General features: G+C 69.5%; 18 protein-coding genes and 1 pseudogene. 2 read left to right on the top strand and 17 right to left on the bottom strand.

Annotation, left to right across the window (positions count from 1 at the left end; all coding sequences use genetic code 11):
- Positions 1–90: 90 nt before the first annotated feature.
- The 14 genes and pseudogenes from O7632_RS20975 to O7632_RS21040 all read right to left on the bottom strand — a co-directional run bounded on the left by O7632_RS20975 (position 91) and on the right by O7632_RS21040 (position 13,258).
- Positions 91–2,649, bottom strand: a complete 2,559-nt coding sequence (locus O7632_RS20975; protein ID WP_278116650.1) for a RelA/SpoT family protein — start codon at positions 2,647–2,649, stop codon at positions 91–93.
- Between the two features lie 163 nt (positions 2,650–2,812).
- A complete protein-coding gene (locus O7632_RS20980) occupies positions 2,813–3,376 on the bottom strand; it encodes an adenine phosphoribosyltransferase (protein WP_278120254.1) in 564 nt (187 codons plus the stop codon).
- 59 nt (positions 3,377–3,435) lie between these two features.
- Complete coding sequence (gene secF, locus O7632_RS20985; RefSeq protein WP_278116651.1) at positions 3,436–4,647, bottom strand: protein translocase subunit SecF; 1,212 nt, start codon at positions 4,645–4,647, stop codon at positions 3,436–3,438.
- Position 4,648: 1 nt separating this feature from the next.
- The gene (gene secD, locus O7632_RS20990) at positions 4,649–6,577 is read right to left on the bottom strand and encodes a protein translocase subunit SecD (RefSeq protein WP_278116652.1); all 1,929 of its coding nucleotides are present in this window, start codon (positions 6,575–6,577) and stop codon (positions 4,649–4,651) included.
- Positions 6,578–6,763: 186 nt separating this feature from the next.
- Entirely contained in the window at positions 6,764–7,117 is a 354-nt protein-coding gene (gene yajC, locus O7632_RS20995) for a preprotein translocase subunit YajC (RefSeq protein WP_278116653.1), read from the bottom strand.
- A gap of 281 nt (positions 7,118–7,398) precedes the next feature.
- Positions 7,399–8,400, bottom strand: a pseudogene (ruvB, locus tag O7632_RS21000) (Holliday junction branch migration DNA helicase RuvB); the annotation flags it as partial.
- Complete coding sequence (gene ruvA / locus O7632_RS21005; protein ID WP_278116654.1) at positions 8,397–8,999, bottom strand: Holliday junction branch migration protein RuvA; 603 nt, start codon at positions 8,997–8,999, stop codon at positions 8,397–8,399. The pseudogene ruvB and the gene ruvA, both read right to left, overlap by 4 nt.
- A complete protein-coding gene (gene ruvC, locus O7632_RS21010; protein ID WP_278116655.1) occupies positions 8,996–9,523 on the bottom strand; it encodes a crossover junction endodeoxyribonuclease RuvC in 528 nt (175 codons plus the stop codon). Before ruvC ends, ruvA begins: the two co-directional genes overlap by 4 nt.
- Before the next feature lie 134 nt (positions 9,524–9,657).
- On the bottom strand, positions 9,658–10,230 hold the full coding sequence (locus O7632_RS21015) for a DUF4352 domain-containing protein (protein WP_278116656.1): 573 nt from the start codon (positions 10,228–10,230) through the stop codon (positions 9,658–9,660).
- An 11-nt stretch (positions 10,231–10,241) separates the two neighbouring features.
- The gene (locus O7632_RS21020; RefSeq protein ID WP_278116657.1) at positions 10,242–11,120 is read right to left on the bottom strand and encodes a hypothetical protein; all 879 of its coding nucleotides are present in this window, start codon (positions 11,118–11,120) and stop codon (positions 10,242–10,244) included.
- A 541-nt stretch (positions 11,121–11,661) separates the two neighbouring features.
- Entirely contained in the window at positions 11,662–12,081 is a 420-nt protein-coding gene (locus O7632_RS21025) for a hypothetical protein (protein WP_278116658.1), read from the bottom strand.
- A complete protein-coding gene (locus tag O7632_RS21030) occupies positions 12,078–12,329 on the bottom strand; it encodes a hypothetical protein (protein ID WP_278116659.1) in 252 nt (83 codons plus the stop codon). Before O7632_RS21030 ends, O7632_RS21025 begins: the two co-directional genes overlap by 4 nt.
- An 81-nt stretch (positions 12,330–12,410) precedes the next feature.
- On the bottom strand, positions 12,411–12,656 hold the full coding sequence (locus O7632_RS21035; RefSeq protein WP_278116660.1) for a hypothetical protein: 246 nt from the start codon (positions 12,654–12,656) through the stop codon (positions 12,411–12,413).
- Positions 12,653–13,258 carry a hypothetical protein gene (locus O7632_RS21040; RefSeq protein WP_278116661.1) on the bottom strand — a complete coding sequence of 202 codons (606 nt, stop codon included), beginning with the start codon at positions 13,256–13,258 and terminating at the stop codon, positions 12,653–12,655. The genes O7632_RS21035 and O7632_RS21040 overlap by 4 nt, the downstream gene beginning before the upstream one ends.
- A gap of 404 nt (positions 13,259–13,662) precedes the next feature.
- Here O7632_RS21040 and O7632_RS21045 point away from each other — a divergent pair, with 404 nt between their 5' ends.
- Both O7632_RS21045 and O7632_RS21050 read left to right on the top strand, forming a co-directional pair.
- Positions 13,663–14,448 (top strand): helix-turn-helix transcriptional regulator, encoded by a 786-nt coding sequence (locus O7632_RS21045; RefSeq protein ID WP_278116662.1) that lies wholly within the window; start codon positions 13,663–13,665, stop codon positions 14,446–14,448.
- Positions 14,439–14,624 carry a DUF397 domain-containing protein gene (locus O7632_RS21050; RefSeq protein ID WP_278116663.1) on the top strand — a complete coding sequence of 62 codons (186 nt, stop codon included), beginning with the start codon at positions 14,439–14,441 and terminating at the stop codon, positions 14,622–14,624. The genes O7632_RS21045 and O7632_RS21050 overlap by 10 nt, the downstream gene beginning before the upstream one ends.
- A gap of 500 nt (positions 14,625–15,124) precedes the next feature.
- Here O7632_RS21050 and O7632_RS21055 read toward each other — a convergent pair whose 3' ends face one another.
- Genes O7632_RS21055 through pdxS form a run of 3 tightly spaced genes read right to left on the bottom strand, consistent with a single transcriptional unit; the run spans position 15,125 to position 17,499 of the window.
- Entirely contained in the window at positions 15,125–15,874 is a 750-nt protein-coding gene (locus tag O7632_RS21055; protein ID WP_278116664.1) for a YebC/PmpR family DNA-binding transcriptional regulator, read from the bottom strand.
- Between the two features lie 30 nt (positions 15,875–15,904).
- Positions 15,905–16,501: a pyridoxal 5'-phosphate synthase glutaminase subunit PdxT gene (gene pdxT, locus O7632_RS21060; RefSeq protein ID WP_278120256.1), complete on the bottom strand. Its 597-nt coding sequence runs from the start codon at positions 16,499–16,501 to the stop codon at positions 15,905–15,907.
- 35 nt (positions 16,502–16,536) lie between these two features.
- The gene (pdxS, locus tag O7632_RS21065) at positions 16,537–17,499 is read right to left on the bottom strand and encodes a pyridoxal 5'-phosphate synthase lyase subunit PdxS (RefSeq protein ID WP_278116665.1); all 963 of its coding nucleotides are present in this window, start codon (positions 17,497–17,499) and stop codon (positions 16,537–16,539) included.
- Positions 17,500–17,560: the final 61 nt, after the last annotated feature.

Here is a 17,560-nt window from a genome sequence, read left to right on the forward strand (position 1 = left end):
GGGAGGGCCGGCGGCCAGGGGCTACCCCTGGCCGCCGGCCCGTTTTCGTGGGATGAGCCCGACCGTCGGGGGTGCCGTCGGGCCGGGCGTTCAGCTTCCGGACGTGACCCGGTAGGCGTCGAAGACTCCGTCGACCTTGCGGACGGCGGCGAGCAGGTGCCCGAGGTGCTTCGGGTCGGCCATCTCGAACGAGAACCGGCTGACCGCGACCCGGTCCCGCGTGGTCGTCACGGTCGCAGACAGGATGTTGACCCGCTCCTCGGACAGCACCCGGGTGACGTCGGCCAGCAGCTTGTGCCGGTCGAGTGCCTCGACCTGGATCGCCACCAGGAACGTCGACGCCGACGTGAGCTTCCAGCTCACCTCGACCATGCGCTCCTTCTGCACGCGCAGATCGACGGCGTTGACGCAGTCGTCGCGGTGCACGCTGACCCCACCGGACCGGGTGACGAACCCGAACACGGTGTCCGGCGGGACCGGGGTGCAGCAGCGGGCCAGTTTGATCCAGACGTCGCTGACGCCACGGACCACGACGCCGGGATCGGTGCCGGCGTGGCGGTCCCGGGGAGGACGGGTGGCGACGGCAGACTCGGCGAGATCCTCGGCCGCGCCTTCTTCCCCGCCGAAGCTGGCCATCAGCCGCTGGACGACCGTCTGGGCGGAGACCTGGCTGTCGCCGACGGCGGCGTACAGCGCCGCCACGTCTGCCAGGTGCAGGTCGCGGGCGATCGCCATCAGCGAGTCGGTGGTCAGCATCCGCTGCAGCGGCATGCCCTGCTTGCGCATGGCCTTGGCGATCGCGTCCTTGCCGGCCTCGATCGCCTCCTCACGGCGTTCCTTGTTGAAGTACTGCCGGATCTTGGTCCGGGCGCGCGGACTCTTGACGAAACCGAGCCAGTCCTGGGTCGGGCCGGCGGTGGCCGACTTCGACGTGAAGATCTCGATGACGTCGCCGTTGGACAGCGTCGATTCGAGAGGCACCAGTTTGCCGTTGACGCGCGCACCGATGCACTTGTGTCCGACCTCGGTGTGGACGGCGTAGGCGAAGTCGACCGGGGTGGAGCCGGTGGGCAGCGGGATGACGTCACCCTTGGGGGTGAAGACGTACACCTCCTGGCTGGACAGGTCGAAGCGCAGCGCGTCGAGGAACTCGCTCGGGTCGCTCGCCTCCCGCTGCCAGTCGAGCAGCTGACGCAGCCAGGTCATCTCGTCGATGTGGGCCGGCGGGCCGACGACGGTGGCGCCCTTGAGTTCCTTGTACTTCCAGTGCGCGGCGATGCCGAACTCGGCGGTCCGGTGCATGGCGAAGGTCCGGATCTGCATCTCCACCGGCTTGCCGGTCGGGCCGATCACCGTGGTGTGCAGCGACTGGTACATGTTGAACTTGGGCATCGCGATGTAGTCCTTGAACCGGCCGGGTACCGGCTGCCAGTTCGCGTGGATCACCCCGAGTGCCGCGTAGCAGTCGCGGACCGTGTCGACCAGGATCCGTACGCCGACCAGGTCGTAGATGTCGGTGAAGTCGCGTCCGCGCACGATCATCTTCTGATAGATCGAATAGAGGTGCTTGGGGCGACCGGTCACCTCGGCCTTGATCTTGGCCGCGCGAAGATCCACCTGGACCTTCTGGGTCACCTTGCGCAGCTGCGTGTCGCGCTGCGGCTGGTGCTCCCCGATCAGCCGGTTGATCTCCTCGTACCGTTTGGGGAACAGCGTGCCGAACGCGAGATCCTCCAACTCCCACTTCACGGTGTTCATCCCGAGCCGGTGGGCCAGTGGAGCCAGGATCTCCAAGGTCTCCTTGGCCTTCTGCTCCTGCTTGGCCTTGGGCAGGAAGGTGAGCGTCCGCATGTTGTGCAGCCGGTCGGCCAGCTTGATCACCAGCACCCGGGGGTCCTTGGCCATCGCGACGACCATCTTGCGGATCGTCTCCGCCTTGGCCGCGTCGCCGAGCTTGACCCGGTCGAGCTTGGTCACCCCGTCGACCAGCAGGGCGACCTCGCCGCCGAAGTCGGTCCGCATCTCGTCGAGGGTGTAGCCGGTGTCCTCGATCGTGTCGTGCAGCAGCGCGGCGACGAGTGTGGTGGTGTCCATCCCGAGGTTGGCGAGGATCGTGGCGACCGCCAGCGGGTGGGTGATGTACGGATCACCCGACTTGCGGTACTGCCCGGAATGCCACTTGGAAGCCAGGTCGAACGCCCGCTGGAGCAGCCGCGGGTCCGCCTTGGGGTGGCTCTGCTGGTGCGTGGCAATGAGCGGCTCCAGCACCTCCTGGATGTGCGCGGACTGCCAAGGGGAGTTGAACCGCGCCAGCCGGGCCCGGACCCGACGGCCGGTCGGCGCGCCGGCGAAGGCGAAGCCGCTGGCCGCCGGGGCGGTGCCGTTCGTGTGGGTGCCGCCGGTGCCGTTGGTGTGCGTGCCGCCGGTGGCGGCCACGGTGCCGTTCGCCGGGGGCCTGCCGTTGGCCGGTGGGGCGGCGTCGGCCGGGCTGGTCGACGCGGCGGCCTGCGGGCCGTCGGACGGCGCGGCCGAGCTTGCCGTCACCGGTTCGATCGGCGGCGGCTCGGACGGGGTGGTACGTGGCGTCGGGTCAGCCTCGCCAGTCGGGTGCACAGTGCCCTCCACAGAAGGGGCGACGTCGTGGGACACCGGCCTCCTTCCAGTCCGCCGGGACCTCAGCCGACCGTATCCGGCCGACCTGCTGCAGCGCTAGCCAGGAGAGGATGCCCCTGACTGACAGGGACCGCAATACTACCCGTACGGACCTGACCGTACCCGTCTGCCGGGTCGATCATGTCGGTCACGTCGGGCGTCACACTCGCCACATCGCGTGTACCGCCCGGGGCGACAACCGCTCACGTCCGGCCAGAAAACCGAGTTCGAGAAGCACGCTGAACCCGGTCACGACGCCGCCGGCCCGTTCGACCAGGTCCAACGTCGCGCTCGCCGTACCGCCGGTGGCCAGCACGTCGTCCACCACCAGCACCCGCTGGTCGGCGGTGAACGCGTCCTGGTGCACCTCCAGCACCGCCTCGCCGTACTCCAGGGCGTAGGAGGCGGAGAACGACGCTCGTGGCAGCTTGCCGGCCTTGCGCACCGGCACCACCCCGGTGCCGGTGGCGTACGCGATCGCCGCCGCCAGCACGAAGCCTCGCGCTTCGATGCCGGCGACCACGTCGAACGACTCGGCACCGTGGTAGCCGACGATCTCGTCGATCACCTCACGAAACACCGGTCCGTCGGCGAACAACGGCATCAGATCCTTGAACACGATGCCCGGTTTGGGAAAGTCTGGCACGTCGAGTACCCGACTCGCCACGAGTGCCGCCGCCTCGGGTCCGCTGTCCCCGATGACCGGTGACTGGCTCTCCACCACCCGATCCTCCCCCACCCGCGGCACCGTCGGCCCGGTCCGGGCCGACGGTGCGTTGTCGGTCAGCGACGCTTGGCCCCGCTGGGCCGTTTCCGACCGCCTCCGCCGCCGGGACGGCCACCGCGTCCGCCGCCGGTTTGGCGCTTGCCGCCCGGGCGGGCCCCGACCTTGGGGGTGCTGCCGGCGAAAGCGGCGTCGGTGTCGTCGGCCGAATCATCGTCGTCCGCGTCGGTCTCGGCCGGTGCGGCGGCCGTACGGCTCGGCCGCTTGGCCGACGTCTTGTCCCGCTCCGCCAACGAGGCACGCTTGGCCTGCACTCGTTGGGTGTGCATCCGGTACTTGGGCTCCTGCTCCTTGAGCAACGTCACCAGCGGAGCGGAGACGAAGATCGAGACGAAGAAGGCGGCGCCCATACCGACGAAGAGCACCAGGCCGAGGTCCTTCAGCGTGCCGGCACCGAGCAGACCGGCGCCGATGAACAGCAGACCACCGACGGGCAGCAGCGCCACGATCGAGGTGTTGATCGACCGCATCAAAGTCTGGTTGATGGCCAGGTTGGCGGCTTCACCGTACGTTTGCACGCTGCTGCCGGTGATCGACCGGGTGTTCTCCTGGATCTTGTCGAAGACCACGACGACGTCGTAGAGCGCGAAACCGAGAATGGTGAGGAAGCCGACGACGGTCGACGGCGTGACCTCGAACCCGGACACGGAGTAGATCCCGGCGGTGAGCACCAGGTCCAGGACCAGGCCGGCGACTGCGGCGATCGCCATCCGGGCTTCGAAGCGCAGCACCAGGTAGATCGTGACCAGCACCATGAAGACGGCCAGACCCAGCAGCGCACGCTGGGTGACCTGACCACCCCAGGCCGCGCTCACCCGGCTGTCGCTGATGGTGTCCTCGGCGATGCCGAACTCCTCGGCCAACCCTTGCTTGACCGTGACGACCTGCTCGGCACCCAGTTCCGAGACCCGGAACAGGTAGGTGCTGTCCCCGACCTCCTGCCCGGACACCACCCGCGCCGGCTCGTCGGCGTCGAGGTCACCCAGCTCGGCGGCGAGGGTCTCCTCGGCCTGCTGCAGGGTGCCGACACTCGACGGCACCTGGAACTCGTTGCCGCCCCGGAACTCGATGCCCAGGTTGAAGCCGCTGATGATGATGCTGGCGATCGAGCCGACGACGATCACGGCGGCGATGGTGAACCAGGTCTTGCGGCGGGCGACCACCGGCAGGTTGGCTTCACCTCGGTACAGGCGTCCAGCGAAACCACTCATCTCAGGCCTCCTTGACGCGTGGGTTACGGACCGGGGTGGTGGTCTCGTCGTCGGTCTTGACCGCCCTGCCCAGGCCGCTCACCCGAGGCGAGAGGAAGGCCTTGGTGCGGGCCAGCATCGACATGATCGGATGCCGGAAGAGGAAGACCACGACGAGGTCGAGGATGGTCGCCAGGCCGAGCGCGAAGGCGAAGCCCTTCACGGTGCCGACCGAGACGATGTAGAGCACGATCGCCGCCATCAGGGTGATCGCGTTGGCGGAGATGATGGTCCGCCGGGCCCGCAGCCAGGCCCGTGGCACCGCGCTGCGCGGACTTCGACCTTCTCGGATCTCGTCTTTCAGTCGTTCGAAGTAGAGCACGAACGAGTCGGCAGCGACGCCGAGCGAGACGATCAGACCGGCGATCCCGGCCAGGGTCAGGGTGAAGCCGATCTGCCGGCCGAGCACCACCATCGCGCCGAACACCAGCAGCGCCGACAGGATGAGGCTGAGGAAGATCACGATGCCGAGCATTCGGTAGTAGAAGAACGAGTAGACCGCGACCAGCAGCATGCCGATCCCAGCCGCCAGCAGACCGGCCCGCAGGTGCTCGGTGCCGAGGGTGGCGGAGATGCTCTGCGCCTCCTGCGGCTCGAACGTCAGCGGCAGGGCACCGAAGCGCAGGTTGCTGGCCAGTTCGTTGGCGGTGGTGCCGTTGAAGTCGCCGGTGATCTGCGAGTCGCCGGTGAGCACGCCCTGGATCTCCGGCGAGGAGATGACCTCGTTGTCGAGGACCACCGCGACGCGGCACTTGCCGTCCTGGCCGAGGGCGCTGGCCTCGCACTCCTGGTCGGTGTTGTTGAACGCCTCGCGGGTCAGCTCGGTCCAGGCCCGCTGGCCGGAGCCGGTGAAGTTGAGGCTGACCACCCACTGGCTGGTGGTCTGGTCGAGCACGCCGGCGGCGTCGCTGACGTCGGTGCCGACGACCTTGGCCTCGTCGAGGAAGTACTTGACCAGTCCCTCGCAGGCGACGACCTGCTGCGACTCGTCGCGGATCGAGCCGGCCTGGCGCAGCAACAACTTGTCGCAGGTGACGTACGGGACGTTGTACTGGACGGTGGCCGGCAACGCGCGGATCTCCGCAGGGGTCAACTCGCCGAACGGCCGCAGCGTCTCGGCCAGCGACGGGTCGGCGCTGAAGTCGGCCGGGGCCTGCAGGCCGGTGGCCGCCGCCCACGCCGCCTCGCCGACCTTGGCCTGGACGTCGGCGACGTCGACCGGGCCGGTGTCACCGGCGTCGGGAGCCGGCGTCGGGGACGGGCTGGTCTCGGCGCCAGGGCTGGGGCTGGGGTCGGTGGCGGTCGGGCTGGGATCCGGCTGGGCCATGCCGCCCTCGCCGCCCGCGTCCGGGCTCGTTTCGGCGCCCGGGCTGGCCTCGACCTCGGCCTCCGGGGAGGTCTCCGGGTCCGGTGACGCACCGGGCGAGGCGTCGGGGGCTGGTAACTCGGTGCCCTCGCCGGGGGTGGGGCTGGCCTGCGGCTGGATCGGCTCGCCACCGTCGGTCGCCCGGATGACCTTGCGGAACCGCAGCTCCGCCGCGTTGCCGATCTCGGTGAGGTCACGGTTCTGGCCCGGCAGCGACACGACGATGTTGCGGTCGCCCTCGGTCACCACCTCTGCCTCGGAGACGCCGAGGCTGTTGACCCGGTTCTCGATGATGCCGCGAGCGCGGTCGAGCGAGGCGGCCGGCGGCGCGCTGCCGTCCTCGGTGGTCGCCTCCAGGGTGACCCGGGTGCCGCCGATCAGGTCCAGGCCGAGCTTCGGCTCCAGCCGTTCCTGCCAGCTACCACTCGCTCCGGCGAAGAACACCATGAGGTATAGGACGGCGAAGATGAGTCCGAGTGCGGCGAGTTGCCGGCCGGGACGCATCTGTCCCTGAGGTGGTGCCACGGCGGTCCTGTCTCCCTGCGCGGTTCGGCCGCTGACGCCCCAGGTGGACGGGGGGTGCCCCTGGTGCGAGCGACGGTGGGGTGGCCTGTGCCCGCTAGGTCACCGCCGGCGCAACCCGCCGACGGTGACCGGGGACACAACGATCAGTATCATCGATGTAACCCGGCTCGGTGCAACCGGGGGTGGTCAGTCTTTGCTCGGCACCTCGTCCGGCGCGGTCGAGTCCGCCGGGGAGCTGTCCATCGACGCGGTCTTGGTGACGACCCGGGCGATCGCCGGACGGGCGTACCGCTCGTGCACACCGGGTGCGACCTCGAGCATCACCGTCTCGTCGTCGACGCTGGCGACCGTGCCGTACAGGCCACCGATGGTGACCACCTCGTCGCCCGGGCCGATCGACGACTGCATCTGCTCGGCCTCCCGACGCCGCTTCTGCTGCGGCCGGATCATCATGAAGTACATGACGCCGAAGAGCAGACCGATCATCAGGATGGGCATGAAGCTGGCGCCACCGCCGCCGCTCTCTACTGCCAAATGCACAACGAACGACCTTTCCCGTCAGCCCACCGTACGGCGGATACGCCGCAGCGGAGGCAGGATCTCACGTGCCGTACAGACCGCGGCGAGTCTAGTCGGTGTGACTGAGAACCCCACGGCCGGCACAGATCACGTTCAGATCACGAGATAATTTAAGCCCCATCTGCGAACAAATCAGGCGGCGCGGACCCGCCGCTGCCGCTGCCGAGTGACCCGGACCGGCCGGACCCACCGGCACCGCCACCGGGCGGACCCGATCCGAGGCCGCCGCCGAGCGCACCCGGCGGCGGAGTCCGACCCAGATGCCGCCACGCGGCCTCGGTCGCCACCCGACCCCTGGGCGTACGGGCCAGCAGCCCGGCCCGGACCAGAAACGGCTCGCAGACCTCCTCGACCGTGTCCGGCTGCTCCCCCACCGCCACCGCCAGGGTCGACAACCCCACCGGGCCGCCGCCGAACGACGAGATCAACGCGGTCAGCACCGCCCGGTCCAGCCGATCCAGACCCAGGTCGTCGACGTCGTACACGGTCAACGCCGCCCGCGCCGTCTCCCGGTCGACCACCCCCGCCGCCCGTACCTCGGCGTAGTCGCGCACCCGGCGCAGCAGCCGGTTGGCGATCCGGGGCGTGCCCCGCGACCGGCCGGCGATCTCCACCGCCCCGTCCGGGGTGATCGGCACCGACAGGATCCCCGCCGACCGGCGCAGCAGCACCTCCAACTCGGCCGGCTCGTAGAAGTCCAGATGCGCGACGAAACCGAACCGGTCGCGCATCGGCCCGGTCAGCAGCCCGGCCCGGGTGGTCGCCCCGACCAGGGTGAACGGCTCCACGTCGAGCGGGATCGCGGTCGCCCCCGGCCCCTTGCCGACGATCACGTCGACCCGGAAGTCCTCCATCGCGCTGTACAGCAACTCCTCCGCCGGCTTGGCGATCCGGTGGATCTCGTCGATGAACAACACGTCACCTTCGGCCAGGCTGGTCAGGATCGCCGCCAGGTCACCGGAACGTTCGATCGCCGGGCCGCTGGTCACCCGGATGCCCGAACCCAACTCGGCGGCCACGATGTTGGCCAGGGTCGTCTTGCCGAGCCCCGGCGGCCCGCTGAGCAGAATGTGGTCCGGCGGAGCGCCCCGCTTCATCGCCCCGCGCAGCAGCAGATCGAGCTGGTCGCGTACCCGGTGCTGGGCGATGAACTCGGCCAGCCGGCGCGGTCGGACGCTGACCTCGGCGTCGCGTTCGGCGTCACTGGCGTACGCCGACACCAGACCGTCGGGCTCCGCGCTCACCGGGTCCTACCCAGGAGCCGGATCGCCTGCTTGAGCAGCACCGGCACCGGTGGCGGTGGGCCGTCGAGCGACTCGGCGACCGCCGCCACCGCCTGATCGGCCTGCCCGGCGGTCCAGCCCAGCCCGACCAGCGCCTGCCGTACCTGCTCGGGCCAGGCCCCGCCGGTCACCCCGGCTGCGCCGTCGGTGCCGACCGCAACCGGGCCGACGCGGTCCCGCAGCTCCAGCACCAGCCGCTCGGCACCCTTCTTGCCGATGCCGGGAACGCGGGTCAGCGTCGCCGTGTCGGCGTTGGCGATCGCCGTGCGGACGGCGTCCGGGGTGAGCACCGCCAGCACCGCCTGCGCCAGCCGGGGACCGACCCCACTGGCGGTCTGCAACAGTTCGAACAGCTGCTTGGCGTCGTCGTCGGCGAAGCCGTACAGGGTGAGCGAGTCTTCCCGGACCACCAGGCTGGTCGCCAGCCTGGCCGGGCTGCCCGGCCGAAGATTGGCCAGGGTGCCGGGGGCACAGTGGACGGACAGGCCCACTCCCCCGACCTCGATCACCGCGCTGTCCGGCGCGACAGCCACCACGGTTCCGCTCAGGCTGGCGATCATCGCGGGTCTCCTGTCCGGGCCGCGCGCGTCGCGGCGGCCAGCCGATCGTGGGTACCACCCCGCCAGACGTGGCAGATGGCCAGGGCCAGGGCGTCGGCGGCGTCGGCCGGTTTGGGCGGTTGGGCCAGCCGCAGCAGCCGGGTCACCATCGCGGTCACCTGGGCCTTGTCGGCCTGGCCGGAGCCGGTCACCGCCGCCTTGACCTCGCTGGGAGTGTAGGTGCGCACCGGCAGACCGGCCCGCGCGCCGGCCAGCACCGCGACCGCGCTGGCCTGCGCGGTGCCCATCACGGTCCGTACGTTGTGCTGGCTGAACACCCGCTCGACCGCGACGCTGTCCGGCCGGTGCTCGGCGACCAGCTCGGTCAACCGCTGGTCGAGCCGCAGCAGCCGGGCCGGCAACTCGTCGCCCGGGTCGGTCTGCACCACGTGGTAGGCCACGAGCCGGCACGGCCGGCCCGGCGTCCCCTCGACCACACCGACCCCGCACCGGGTCAACCCCGGGTCGACTCCGAGCACCAGCACATCGCTCCTCCCGGTTGACTCCCGCGCCGCCGGCACCACCTGTCGCATCCGGCACGTACGTGTGTTCGACACCCTAGCCAACCAGCAGCGGGCCAGAACAGCCGACACGCGTACCGGAGCCACCGGCCGGTACGTCAGTTCAGCTGCACGTCGATGACTGCGTTCTGGCTCAGGTCGACCGCGTATTCCAGGCGCAGGCCGGTCGTACCAGCCGGGACCTCGAACGGGACGTACCCCTCGACCGCCTCACCGGGGGCGAGGGTGACCGCGTCCGGGGCGTCCCCGACCTCGGCGTCGTAGAAGGACGGTCCGTAGGTCTCGTCCGACTCGTCGAAGAGGAAGAACTGTACGACGTTCGACTCCCAGGGATCGGCGTCGACGTTCTCGATCTTCACCTGGAGGTACAGCACCTCGTTGCCCTCACCGACTTCCCACAACGGGGAGGCGGGTGTGGAGGTACCGAACGATTCGACGGTGAGCCTGCGGCCGTTGAGTTCCTCCGTGAACGGTAGTGAATCCGCTGCGATGCCGGTGTCACCGCCAGCGTCCGCACCGTCGCCCGGATCGCCGGCCTGCGATGGCGCCGCGGTCTCCGCGACACTCGACGACGGCGTCTCCTCCGTCGATGAACACCCTGTGGCGATCAGCCCGAGGAGGCCAAGCACGGCGATCCGGGCAACTGCGGCAATGAGTTTCCTGTTGACCATTGTGTCCTCATCTACGGCTCGGTTGCGGCAGGGCCGCCGACTCGAATCCCGCCAGCGGGAAGCCAGCTGGCAGCCCAGGTGATCTTAGACTTCCCGCGACCGTAGGGGAGATTGTCAAACCCGGATACGACGACGTAGTGAGCCCAGGGCGATCCGGAGCAATTACTCGGTCGGCCGTCCGCCGACGACGGCTCTGCTCCGATCGACGACGGGCGAGCCGGCGACGGGCGAGGCGGTGCCGGGGAGGCGGTGCCGGGGAGGCGGTGCCGGTCAGTCGCCGGGCAGCGCCATTCGCAGGGCGTCGGGCAGTGAGGTGAGCAGGGTGGCCCGCGCCGGTGCCCGCTGCGGCCAGCCCGGCCCGGCGAGGCCGAACCGGACCGCAGGGTGGTCGCGGCCGAGCCGGGCGGCCGGCTGGGTACGCGCGGTGAAGTGGTCTGCGCCCACACGATCGCCACCCGGGGCCGCCACCGGTGTACGGCGTCGGCCAACGCCGTCCACGGCAGGGCCGCGCCCAGCAGCAGGCAGTCGTAGCCCCGTTCGCGTAGGCCGGCGGCGACGGCGTGCAGGCCCAGGCAGTGCTGTTCCCGTTCGGCGGCGGCGAGCAGGACGCCGCTGGATCTCAGTCGGCGGTCGGATCCCCGGACGGCGTGGTCGAGGCCGATCCGGATGCCTTCGGACAGGACGTGTTCGGCGGCGATCTCCAGGTCCGGACCGACCGGGATCCGCGCGAGCAGCGGCAGGCAGATCCGCTGCCAGGTCGGCAGTACGCCGTCGCTGGCGATCCGATCGGAGATCAGCCCGGCCACCCGATACGTGTCGAGGTCCTCGGCCGCGCCCCGGATCCGGGCCAGCGTCCGCCATGTGCCGACCGACGTGTGTTCCGCCTGCACGCCACCCATCCCTCAGCGCCGTCCTGCCTGTCGCTGAGAGTTCGCCGCTGGGCACCGATCCGGATGCAGGCAACCGGAGTGTCGTCGACCTGCGCCACGTGCGGTCCGCGCTACCGGCGGACCGCGTGGCGGATCGGGAACGGCTCGCGCTAGCGCGGCGGCGACGACCCCTGAACCGAGGCGGCCCGAGGTGCGTGCCCGCATCGACGCCACTGATACCCGATCCAAGATCAATGTGAGCGCTATTGTCGTCAGGACGCGGCTTTGACGACAATAGCGCTCACATTGATCTTGGCAATGGCGGCTTTCGTGACAGGTCCGAGGCCGGCGCATCGCCACCGACACCGGCCGTGACCGGGTCAGGGGCGCGTTGCCGCGACTGACCGCTGAGCAGCGAGCGGAGAATCAGCGCCGTCGGAACATGGTGCGCGCAGGAACCTGGCCGGCCGACGACATCTGACCTGACCGGCCCGTCGTTGATCCCGGTCACGCCGATCTATCGGCACGAAGGTTCGTGATCGATTCCGGGATACCTGGTCACTTATGGTTCGCCGAGGTCGAGGATGCTCCAGCCTGCGGGCAGGACGGCGGCGGCCGCCTTTGGGTCGGCGGTGGCAAGGTGCGCTTGGTGAGCGATAGCGCTATGGGCCGCGTGGCCGAGTGCGATGTCGCCGTCTGCGGCACGTGCCAGAACGCCGGCTTGGCGGGCGTCGTCGTTGCCGGCCTCAGCCCCGAGCGGTAACACGGTGATCGTCGGCGTGGTGGTCAAAAGCGTGAGCAGGGCGCTGCTCACCTCGCTGCTGGTCGCGGCGTAGGCGGCGGCGAGGCAGGCCGCCGGTACGCCGACCGTACGGCCTTCGTCCGCGACCTCGGCGATCAGCTCACCGACGGAGACCTGCCCGTCGATGAACGCGGCGAGCGCGGAGGCGTCCAGGACCACAGCGACCTGGCCGGCGCTCACGCGGCCTCGTCGAGCATGCGCCGTCCCTCGGCGAGGGCTTCATCAGGGATGGGTGCCGCCAGGCGGTCACGCCAGCGCGCCTTACCCGCGTCGGTGACCTCGATGCCGGCGCGACGCAGCACCTCGTCGAGGTGGGTGCCGGCCATCTGAGCGCGCACGGCAGCGGTGATGGCGGCAGATACGTTGGGCTGGCCGTCGAGCCACTGGGCGACGTCGTCAGGGACGCTGATCGAGCGTTTCGCGGTCATGGCCCGAGCATACTCCCGTGGTGGCACCGCCGGTGCCACCAACGAAGATTTCTGCCCCCGATCGACGGCAGCCGATCGTCTTCACCGCCTCGGGGTCAACCGCCGGAGGCCGGCGAGTTGGACGAACACCTCCCGGCGCTCGACCGCGTCGCCGGCCGCGTCCAACTCGTAGCCGTCGAGCCAGCACCACCCGTGGTAGGTCTGCCGCTCGTCGCGGCGGATGACCCGGAAACGGATCGGTCGCGCGGCGAACTGGACACTGGCCGCACGGTTCAGCAGCACCACGTCACCGGCGGCCGGGAGGCGCGGGTGAGCGCGGTCGCTCATTCGACATCCTGGTCGGGATCGATCGACCGAGTCGGGCAGCCCTTGTTGGTGGCCGATTCGCATTCCCGGCACGCGGGCACGTCGCCATCCGTACGGCACTCGATGATCAACACGGCCGACGACGTACGGCAGTAGGCGCACGTCGGCACCTTCCGGGTCAGCACACCCGGACGTACAAGCGCGTCCTTGTACGGGCGCACCATCACCAGCGTGCCGGAGCGCTCCGGATCGTCGCTAATCTCCGGCCCCATCACGATGATCCAGGACTGCCACGGCACGTCCGGGCCGATCTCGGCCACCGTCAGCCGCACCGGGCGCAGCCCGTCCAGGTGATCTGCCGCCCGGACATCGACCACGTCACCGGGGCGCAGCCGCACCGGCCGGTAGGCGGCGACCGGCGGCTCCGACGCCCCGACCGGCCACAACCCGGCGTACGCCAGAACAGCGCGGACCCGCTTCGCCCGCCCCGGGTCGACCCGCTGCAGTACGGCGAACGCCCGCCGGAACCGCTCACAGAAGGCGGGAGTGCCGCAGCTTCGACACTCCACCGTGGCACGTACCGGCATGTGCTGATTGACCAGCGCCACGGCCCGATTCGCCACCAGGGACGCCGGCCGAGGCGGCGGCACGTTCCGAGCCAGCCGCCACACACCTGCCGTCGTGTCGTAATGACCGGGGTTACGAATCGGAAGCCGTCCCCGCCGGGCCGCAGCCAGGTTACGCACAACCCGCGATCCATTCGCGTTTCCGAAACCATCGTCATTACGCACGCTGTCCCCCTCGGTGAGGTCGGTCTGTCTGGGACCCCGAGGGTTGGTGCCGTGGCGCGAGGAGTGAGCGCTCCCAACCCCGGGGTCACTTCACTCTGGACTGACGACCCCTCTCGACGAAATACTGAGAGCATCCGTGGGCGGTCACGTGGCTACAGGTCGCAGTGGGTGCCTCCGGGTAGGTCCATACAGAGTGGTGTGGCATGCCGTAGTGAAATTGGGGGACGTGAACGTCTATGTCTGCGAGCGAATATCTGCTAGAGGACCTACGCCGCATCCGCGATCTACTGGGACTGACCCAGGAGTCCTGGGGCGAGCGCATCCACTTCTCGGCGTCGCATGTCGGCGCGGTGGAGCGCGGCGAACGTCCGGCACTCCCGGACTACCTCGGGGCGGTGGACCGGGCGTACGGGACCGCGTTCATGAAGTTCTATCGTGAATTCATCCGTGGCGAGTGGACCCCGGTGTGGTATCGCCCGTTCGTCGAGTACGAGAGCCGGGCGAGGCTACTGCGGATCTTCCAGCCGATGATGATGCCCGGCCTGCTGCAAACTGAGGCATACGCTCGCGCTCTGTTGCAGGCGCTCAACACCAAGCCGGAGGATCTTGAGCCGACCCTGGCCGCCCGACTGGACCGCCAGGAAATCGTCACTCGCGCCACCAACGCCTGCCGGCTGGTGGTGGTGCTCGATGAAATGGTGTTGCGCCGATCGGTGGGTGGGCCGGAGGTGATGCGCGACCAGCTCAAGGCGATCGCCGACGCCAACCAGCGACAGAACGTGCAGGTGCACATCGTGCCGTTCGCCACCGGGGGTTACCCCGGGATGCTCGGGCCGATGGTGCTGGCGACCGTCGACGGCCGGACGGTCGGCTTCCTCGAAGGCCACCAGGAAGGGCGGTTGGTTGAGGCCACGGATGCCACCGAGGCGCTGGAAGAGGATTGGGAAGCAATCCGGGGGTACGCTCTGAACGCACGGCAGTCCGAGGAGATGATCATGGAGGCGACCGAGACATGGAGCTGACCGAGGCGCGTTGGCGCAAGAGCACCAGGTCCGACAGCGGTAACTGTGTCGAGGTTGCCGACAACCTGCCCGGCCACGTCTACGTCCGGGACACCAAGAACCGCGACGGCGGTACGTTGGCGTTCGCCCCGTCGTCGTGGTCAAGCTTCGTTGAGATGACCAAGGTACGCGGCTGAGCCCGCACCGGAACCCGCCGAGCGGTTCACGTACGGACCACGGAGCCTCGGACCCCGTCTCTCATCGCCGGGTCCGGGGCTCCTCCGTCTGGCTCCTCCGCGAGAGGTCCGTCACGACGCCTCTGAGCGCAGACACCTCTCGGAGCCTTGACGTGCGTTACCCCTCACCCTGATGCTGCCGGTTCCCGGTCCAAGATCAATGTGAGCGTCATCGTTCTCAAAGCCGCGCCATAACGACGATAGCGCTCACATTGATCTTGACCATGGTGAGTATTCGCGACAGGTCCACGCGCCGACACGTGGCCGACGACGCGACACGCGCTGAACCGAGCGGCCGCGAGGATGGAGAGGGAACAAGATCAGAAACCTCGCGACATGCGGGCCGAAGGGAGTACGCACCCGACCGTGCGGCATGCACGGCACCCGACCCGGAGACCGGATCACCAGGAATCGAGCCAACTGGTGGACGCGAAAGTTGGGCTGATCAGTTCGCCTGACGGTCAGCCGACGGCGGCCATGATTTCGTCTGAGACGTCAAAGTTGGCGTAGACGTTCTGCACGTCGTCGCAGTCTTCCAGCACGTCGATCAGCTTGAAGATCCGCCGCGCGCCTTCCTCGTCGAGCGGGACGTTCACGCTCGGCACCAGCGACGACTCGGCCGACTCGTAGTCGATGCCGGAGTCGACCAGGGCGGTCCGTACGGCCACCAGGTCACCGGGCTCGCTGACCACCTCGAACGCCTCGCCCAGGTCGTTGATCTCCTCGGCCCCGGCGTCGAGGACCGCCATCATGACGTCGTCCTCGGAGTGGTCACCCTTCGGGACGATCACCACACCTTTGCGGGAGAACAGGTAGGAGACCGAGCCGGCGTCGGCGAGCGACCCGCCGTTGCGGGTCAGTGCGGTCCGTACCTCGGTGGCGGCCCGGTTGCGGTTGTCGGTCAGGCACTCGACCAGCAGCGCGACGCCGTTCGGCCCGTACCCCTCGTACATGATCGTCTGCCAGTCGGCGCCGCCGGCCTCCAGGCCGGAGCCGCGCTTGACCGCGCGGTCGATGTTGTCGTTGGGTACGGAGCTCTTCTTGGCCTTCTGGATCGCGTCGTACAGGGTGGGATTGCCGGCCGGATCGCCACCCCCGGTCCGCGCGGCGACCTCGACGTTCTTGATCAGCTTGGCGAACATCTTGCCGCGCTTGGCGTCGATGACGGCCTTCTTGTGCTTGGTCGTCGCCCATTTGGAGTGGCCGGACATGTGTACCTCCGTCGCTTCCCGCCTGAGGGGTCAGCCTGCCGCGCCAGCCATCTCCACGAAGAACCGGTGCACGCGCCGGTCGCCGGTCAGCTCTGGGTGGAAGGCCGTGGCGAGCAGATTGCCCTGCCGAACCGCGACAATCCTACCCTTGGCGTCACCGGCCGCCACGCGGCCCAGCACCTCGACGTCGGCACCGACCCGTTCCACCCATGGCGCGCGGATGAAAACCGCGTGAAAAGGTGGCCCGTCGATGCCGTCGACGACCACGGGTCCTTCGAACGAGTCGACCTGTCGGCCGAAGGCGTTGCGCCGGACCGCCATCGAGATGCCGGCGAAGGAAACCTGGTCCGGTCGGCCGTCCAGGATCTCGTCGGCCAGCATGATCATGCCCGCGCAGGAGCCGTACACCGGCATGCCGTCGGCGATCCGCTTGCGGATCGGCTCGAACAGCCCGAACTCGACCGACAGCTTGCTGATCGTCGTCGACTCGCCGCCGGGCACCACCAGCGCGTCGACCTCGTCGAGTTCGGTGGGCCGCCGGACCGTCCGGGCGGTGGCCCCGCACTCGGTCAGCGCCCGCAGGTGTTCGCGGACGTCGCCCTGCAGCGCGAGTACGCCGACCCGCACCGCCGGCCGTACCGCCGGGGTCGGCTGCCCGGCGCTCACCAGCCGCGCTCGGCGAGCCGGTGCGGCACCGGGATGTCGTCGACGTTGATGCCGACCATCGCCTCACCCAGGCCACGGGACACCTTGGCGATGACGTCCGGGTCGTCGTAGAACGTGGTGGCCTTGACGATCGCGGCGGCCCGCTGCGCCGGGTTGCCGGCCTTGAAGATGCCGGAGCCGACGAAAACACCCTCGGCGCCGAGCTGCATCATCATCGCCGCGTCCGCCGGGGTGGCGATGCCACCGGCGGTGAAGAGCACCACCGGCAGCTTGCCGGTCTCGGCGATCTCCTTGACCAGGTCGTACGGGGCCTGCAGCTCCTTGGCCGCGACGTAGAGCTCGTCGGCGGACATCGAGGTCAGCCGGCGGATCTCGGCACCGATGCGCCGCATGTGGGTGGTGGCGTTGGAGACGTCGCCGGTGCCGGCCTCACCCTTGGAGCGGATCATGGCCGCGCCTTCGGTGATCCGGCGCAGCGCCTCACCCAGGTTGGTCGCGCCGCAGACGAACGGCACGGTGAACGCCCACTTGTCGATGTGGTTGGCGAAGTCGGCCGGGGTCAGCACCTCGGACTCGTCGACGTAGTCGACGCCGAGCGCCTGCAGCACCTGGGCTTCGACGAAGTGCCCGATCCGGGCCTTGGCCATCACCGGGATCGAGACCGCCTCGATGATGCTCTCGATCATGTCGGGGTCGCTCATCCGGGACACGCCGCCCTGGGCGCGGATGTCGGCCGGGACCCGCTCCAGGGCCATCACGGCCACCGCGCCGGCGTCCTCGGCGATCTTCGCCTGCTCGGCGGTGACCACATCCATGATCACGCCGCCCTTGAGCATCTCGGCCATGCCGCGCTTGACGCGGGCGGTGCCGGTGACGCCGGTGGGCGACGCGGAGGTGGATGCGGCTCCGGTGCCGGCCCGGGCCGGGGTGCTGGTGGCCTGCTCAGTGGTCTCGGACACGACGGATCGGCTCCCTCGTCAACGACGCGCTCAGTGGACGGCCCGATGCTACGCCGGCCGC

Origin of the sequence: Solwaraspora sp. WMMD406 (assembly GCF_029626025.1) — a bacterium.
Taxonomy (GTDB): domain Bacteria; phylum Actinomycetota; class Actinomycetes; order Mycobacteriales; family Micromonosporaceae; genus Micromonospora_E.

Coding starts and splice junctions, on each gene's coding strand:
- secF (WP_278116651.1), bottom strand. CDS start 4,647: ATGAGTGGTTTCGCTGGACGCCTGTACCGAGGTGAAGCCAACCTGCCG.
- ruvA (WP_278116654.1), bottom strand. CDS start 8,999: ATGATCGCCAGCCTGAGCGGAACCGTGGTGGCTGTCGCGCCGGACAGC.
- O7632_RS21015 (WP_278116656.1), bottom strand. CDS start 10,230: ATGGTCAACAGGAAACTCATTGCCGCAGTTGCCCGGATCGCCGTGCTT.
- O7632_RS21030 (WP_278116659.1), bottom strand. CDS start 12,329: ATGACCGCGAAACGCTCGATCAGCGTCCCTGACGACGTCGCCCAGTGG.
- O7632_RS21035 (WP_278116660.1), bottom strand. CDS start 12,656: ATGAGCGACCGCGCTCACCCGCGCCTCCCGGCCGCCGGTGACGTGGTG.
- O7632_RS21045 (WP_278116662.1), top strand. CDS start 13,663: ATGTCTGCGAGCGAATATCTGCTAGAGGACCTACGCCGCATCCGCGAT.
- O7632_RS21050 (WP_278116663.1), top strand. CDS start 14,439: ATGGAGCTGACCGAGGCGCGTTGGCGCAAGAGCACCAGGTCCGACAGC.
- O7632_RS21055 (WP_278116664.1), bottom strand. CDS start 15,874: ATGTCCGGCCACTCCAAATGGGCGACGACCAAGCACAAGAAGGCCGTC.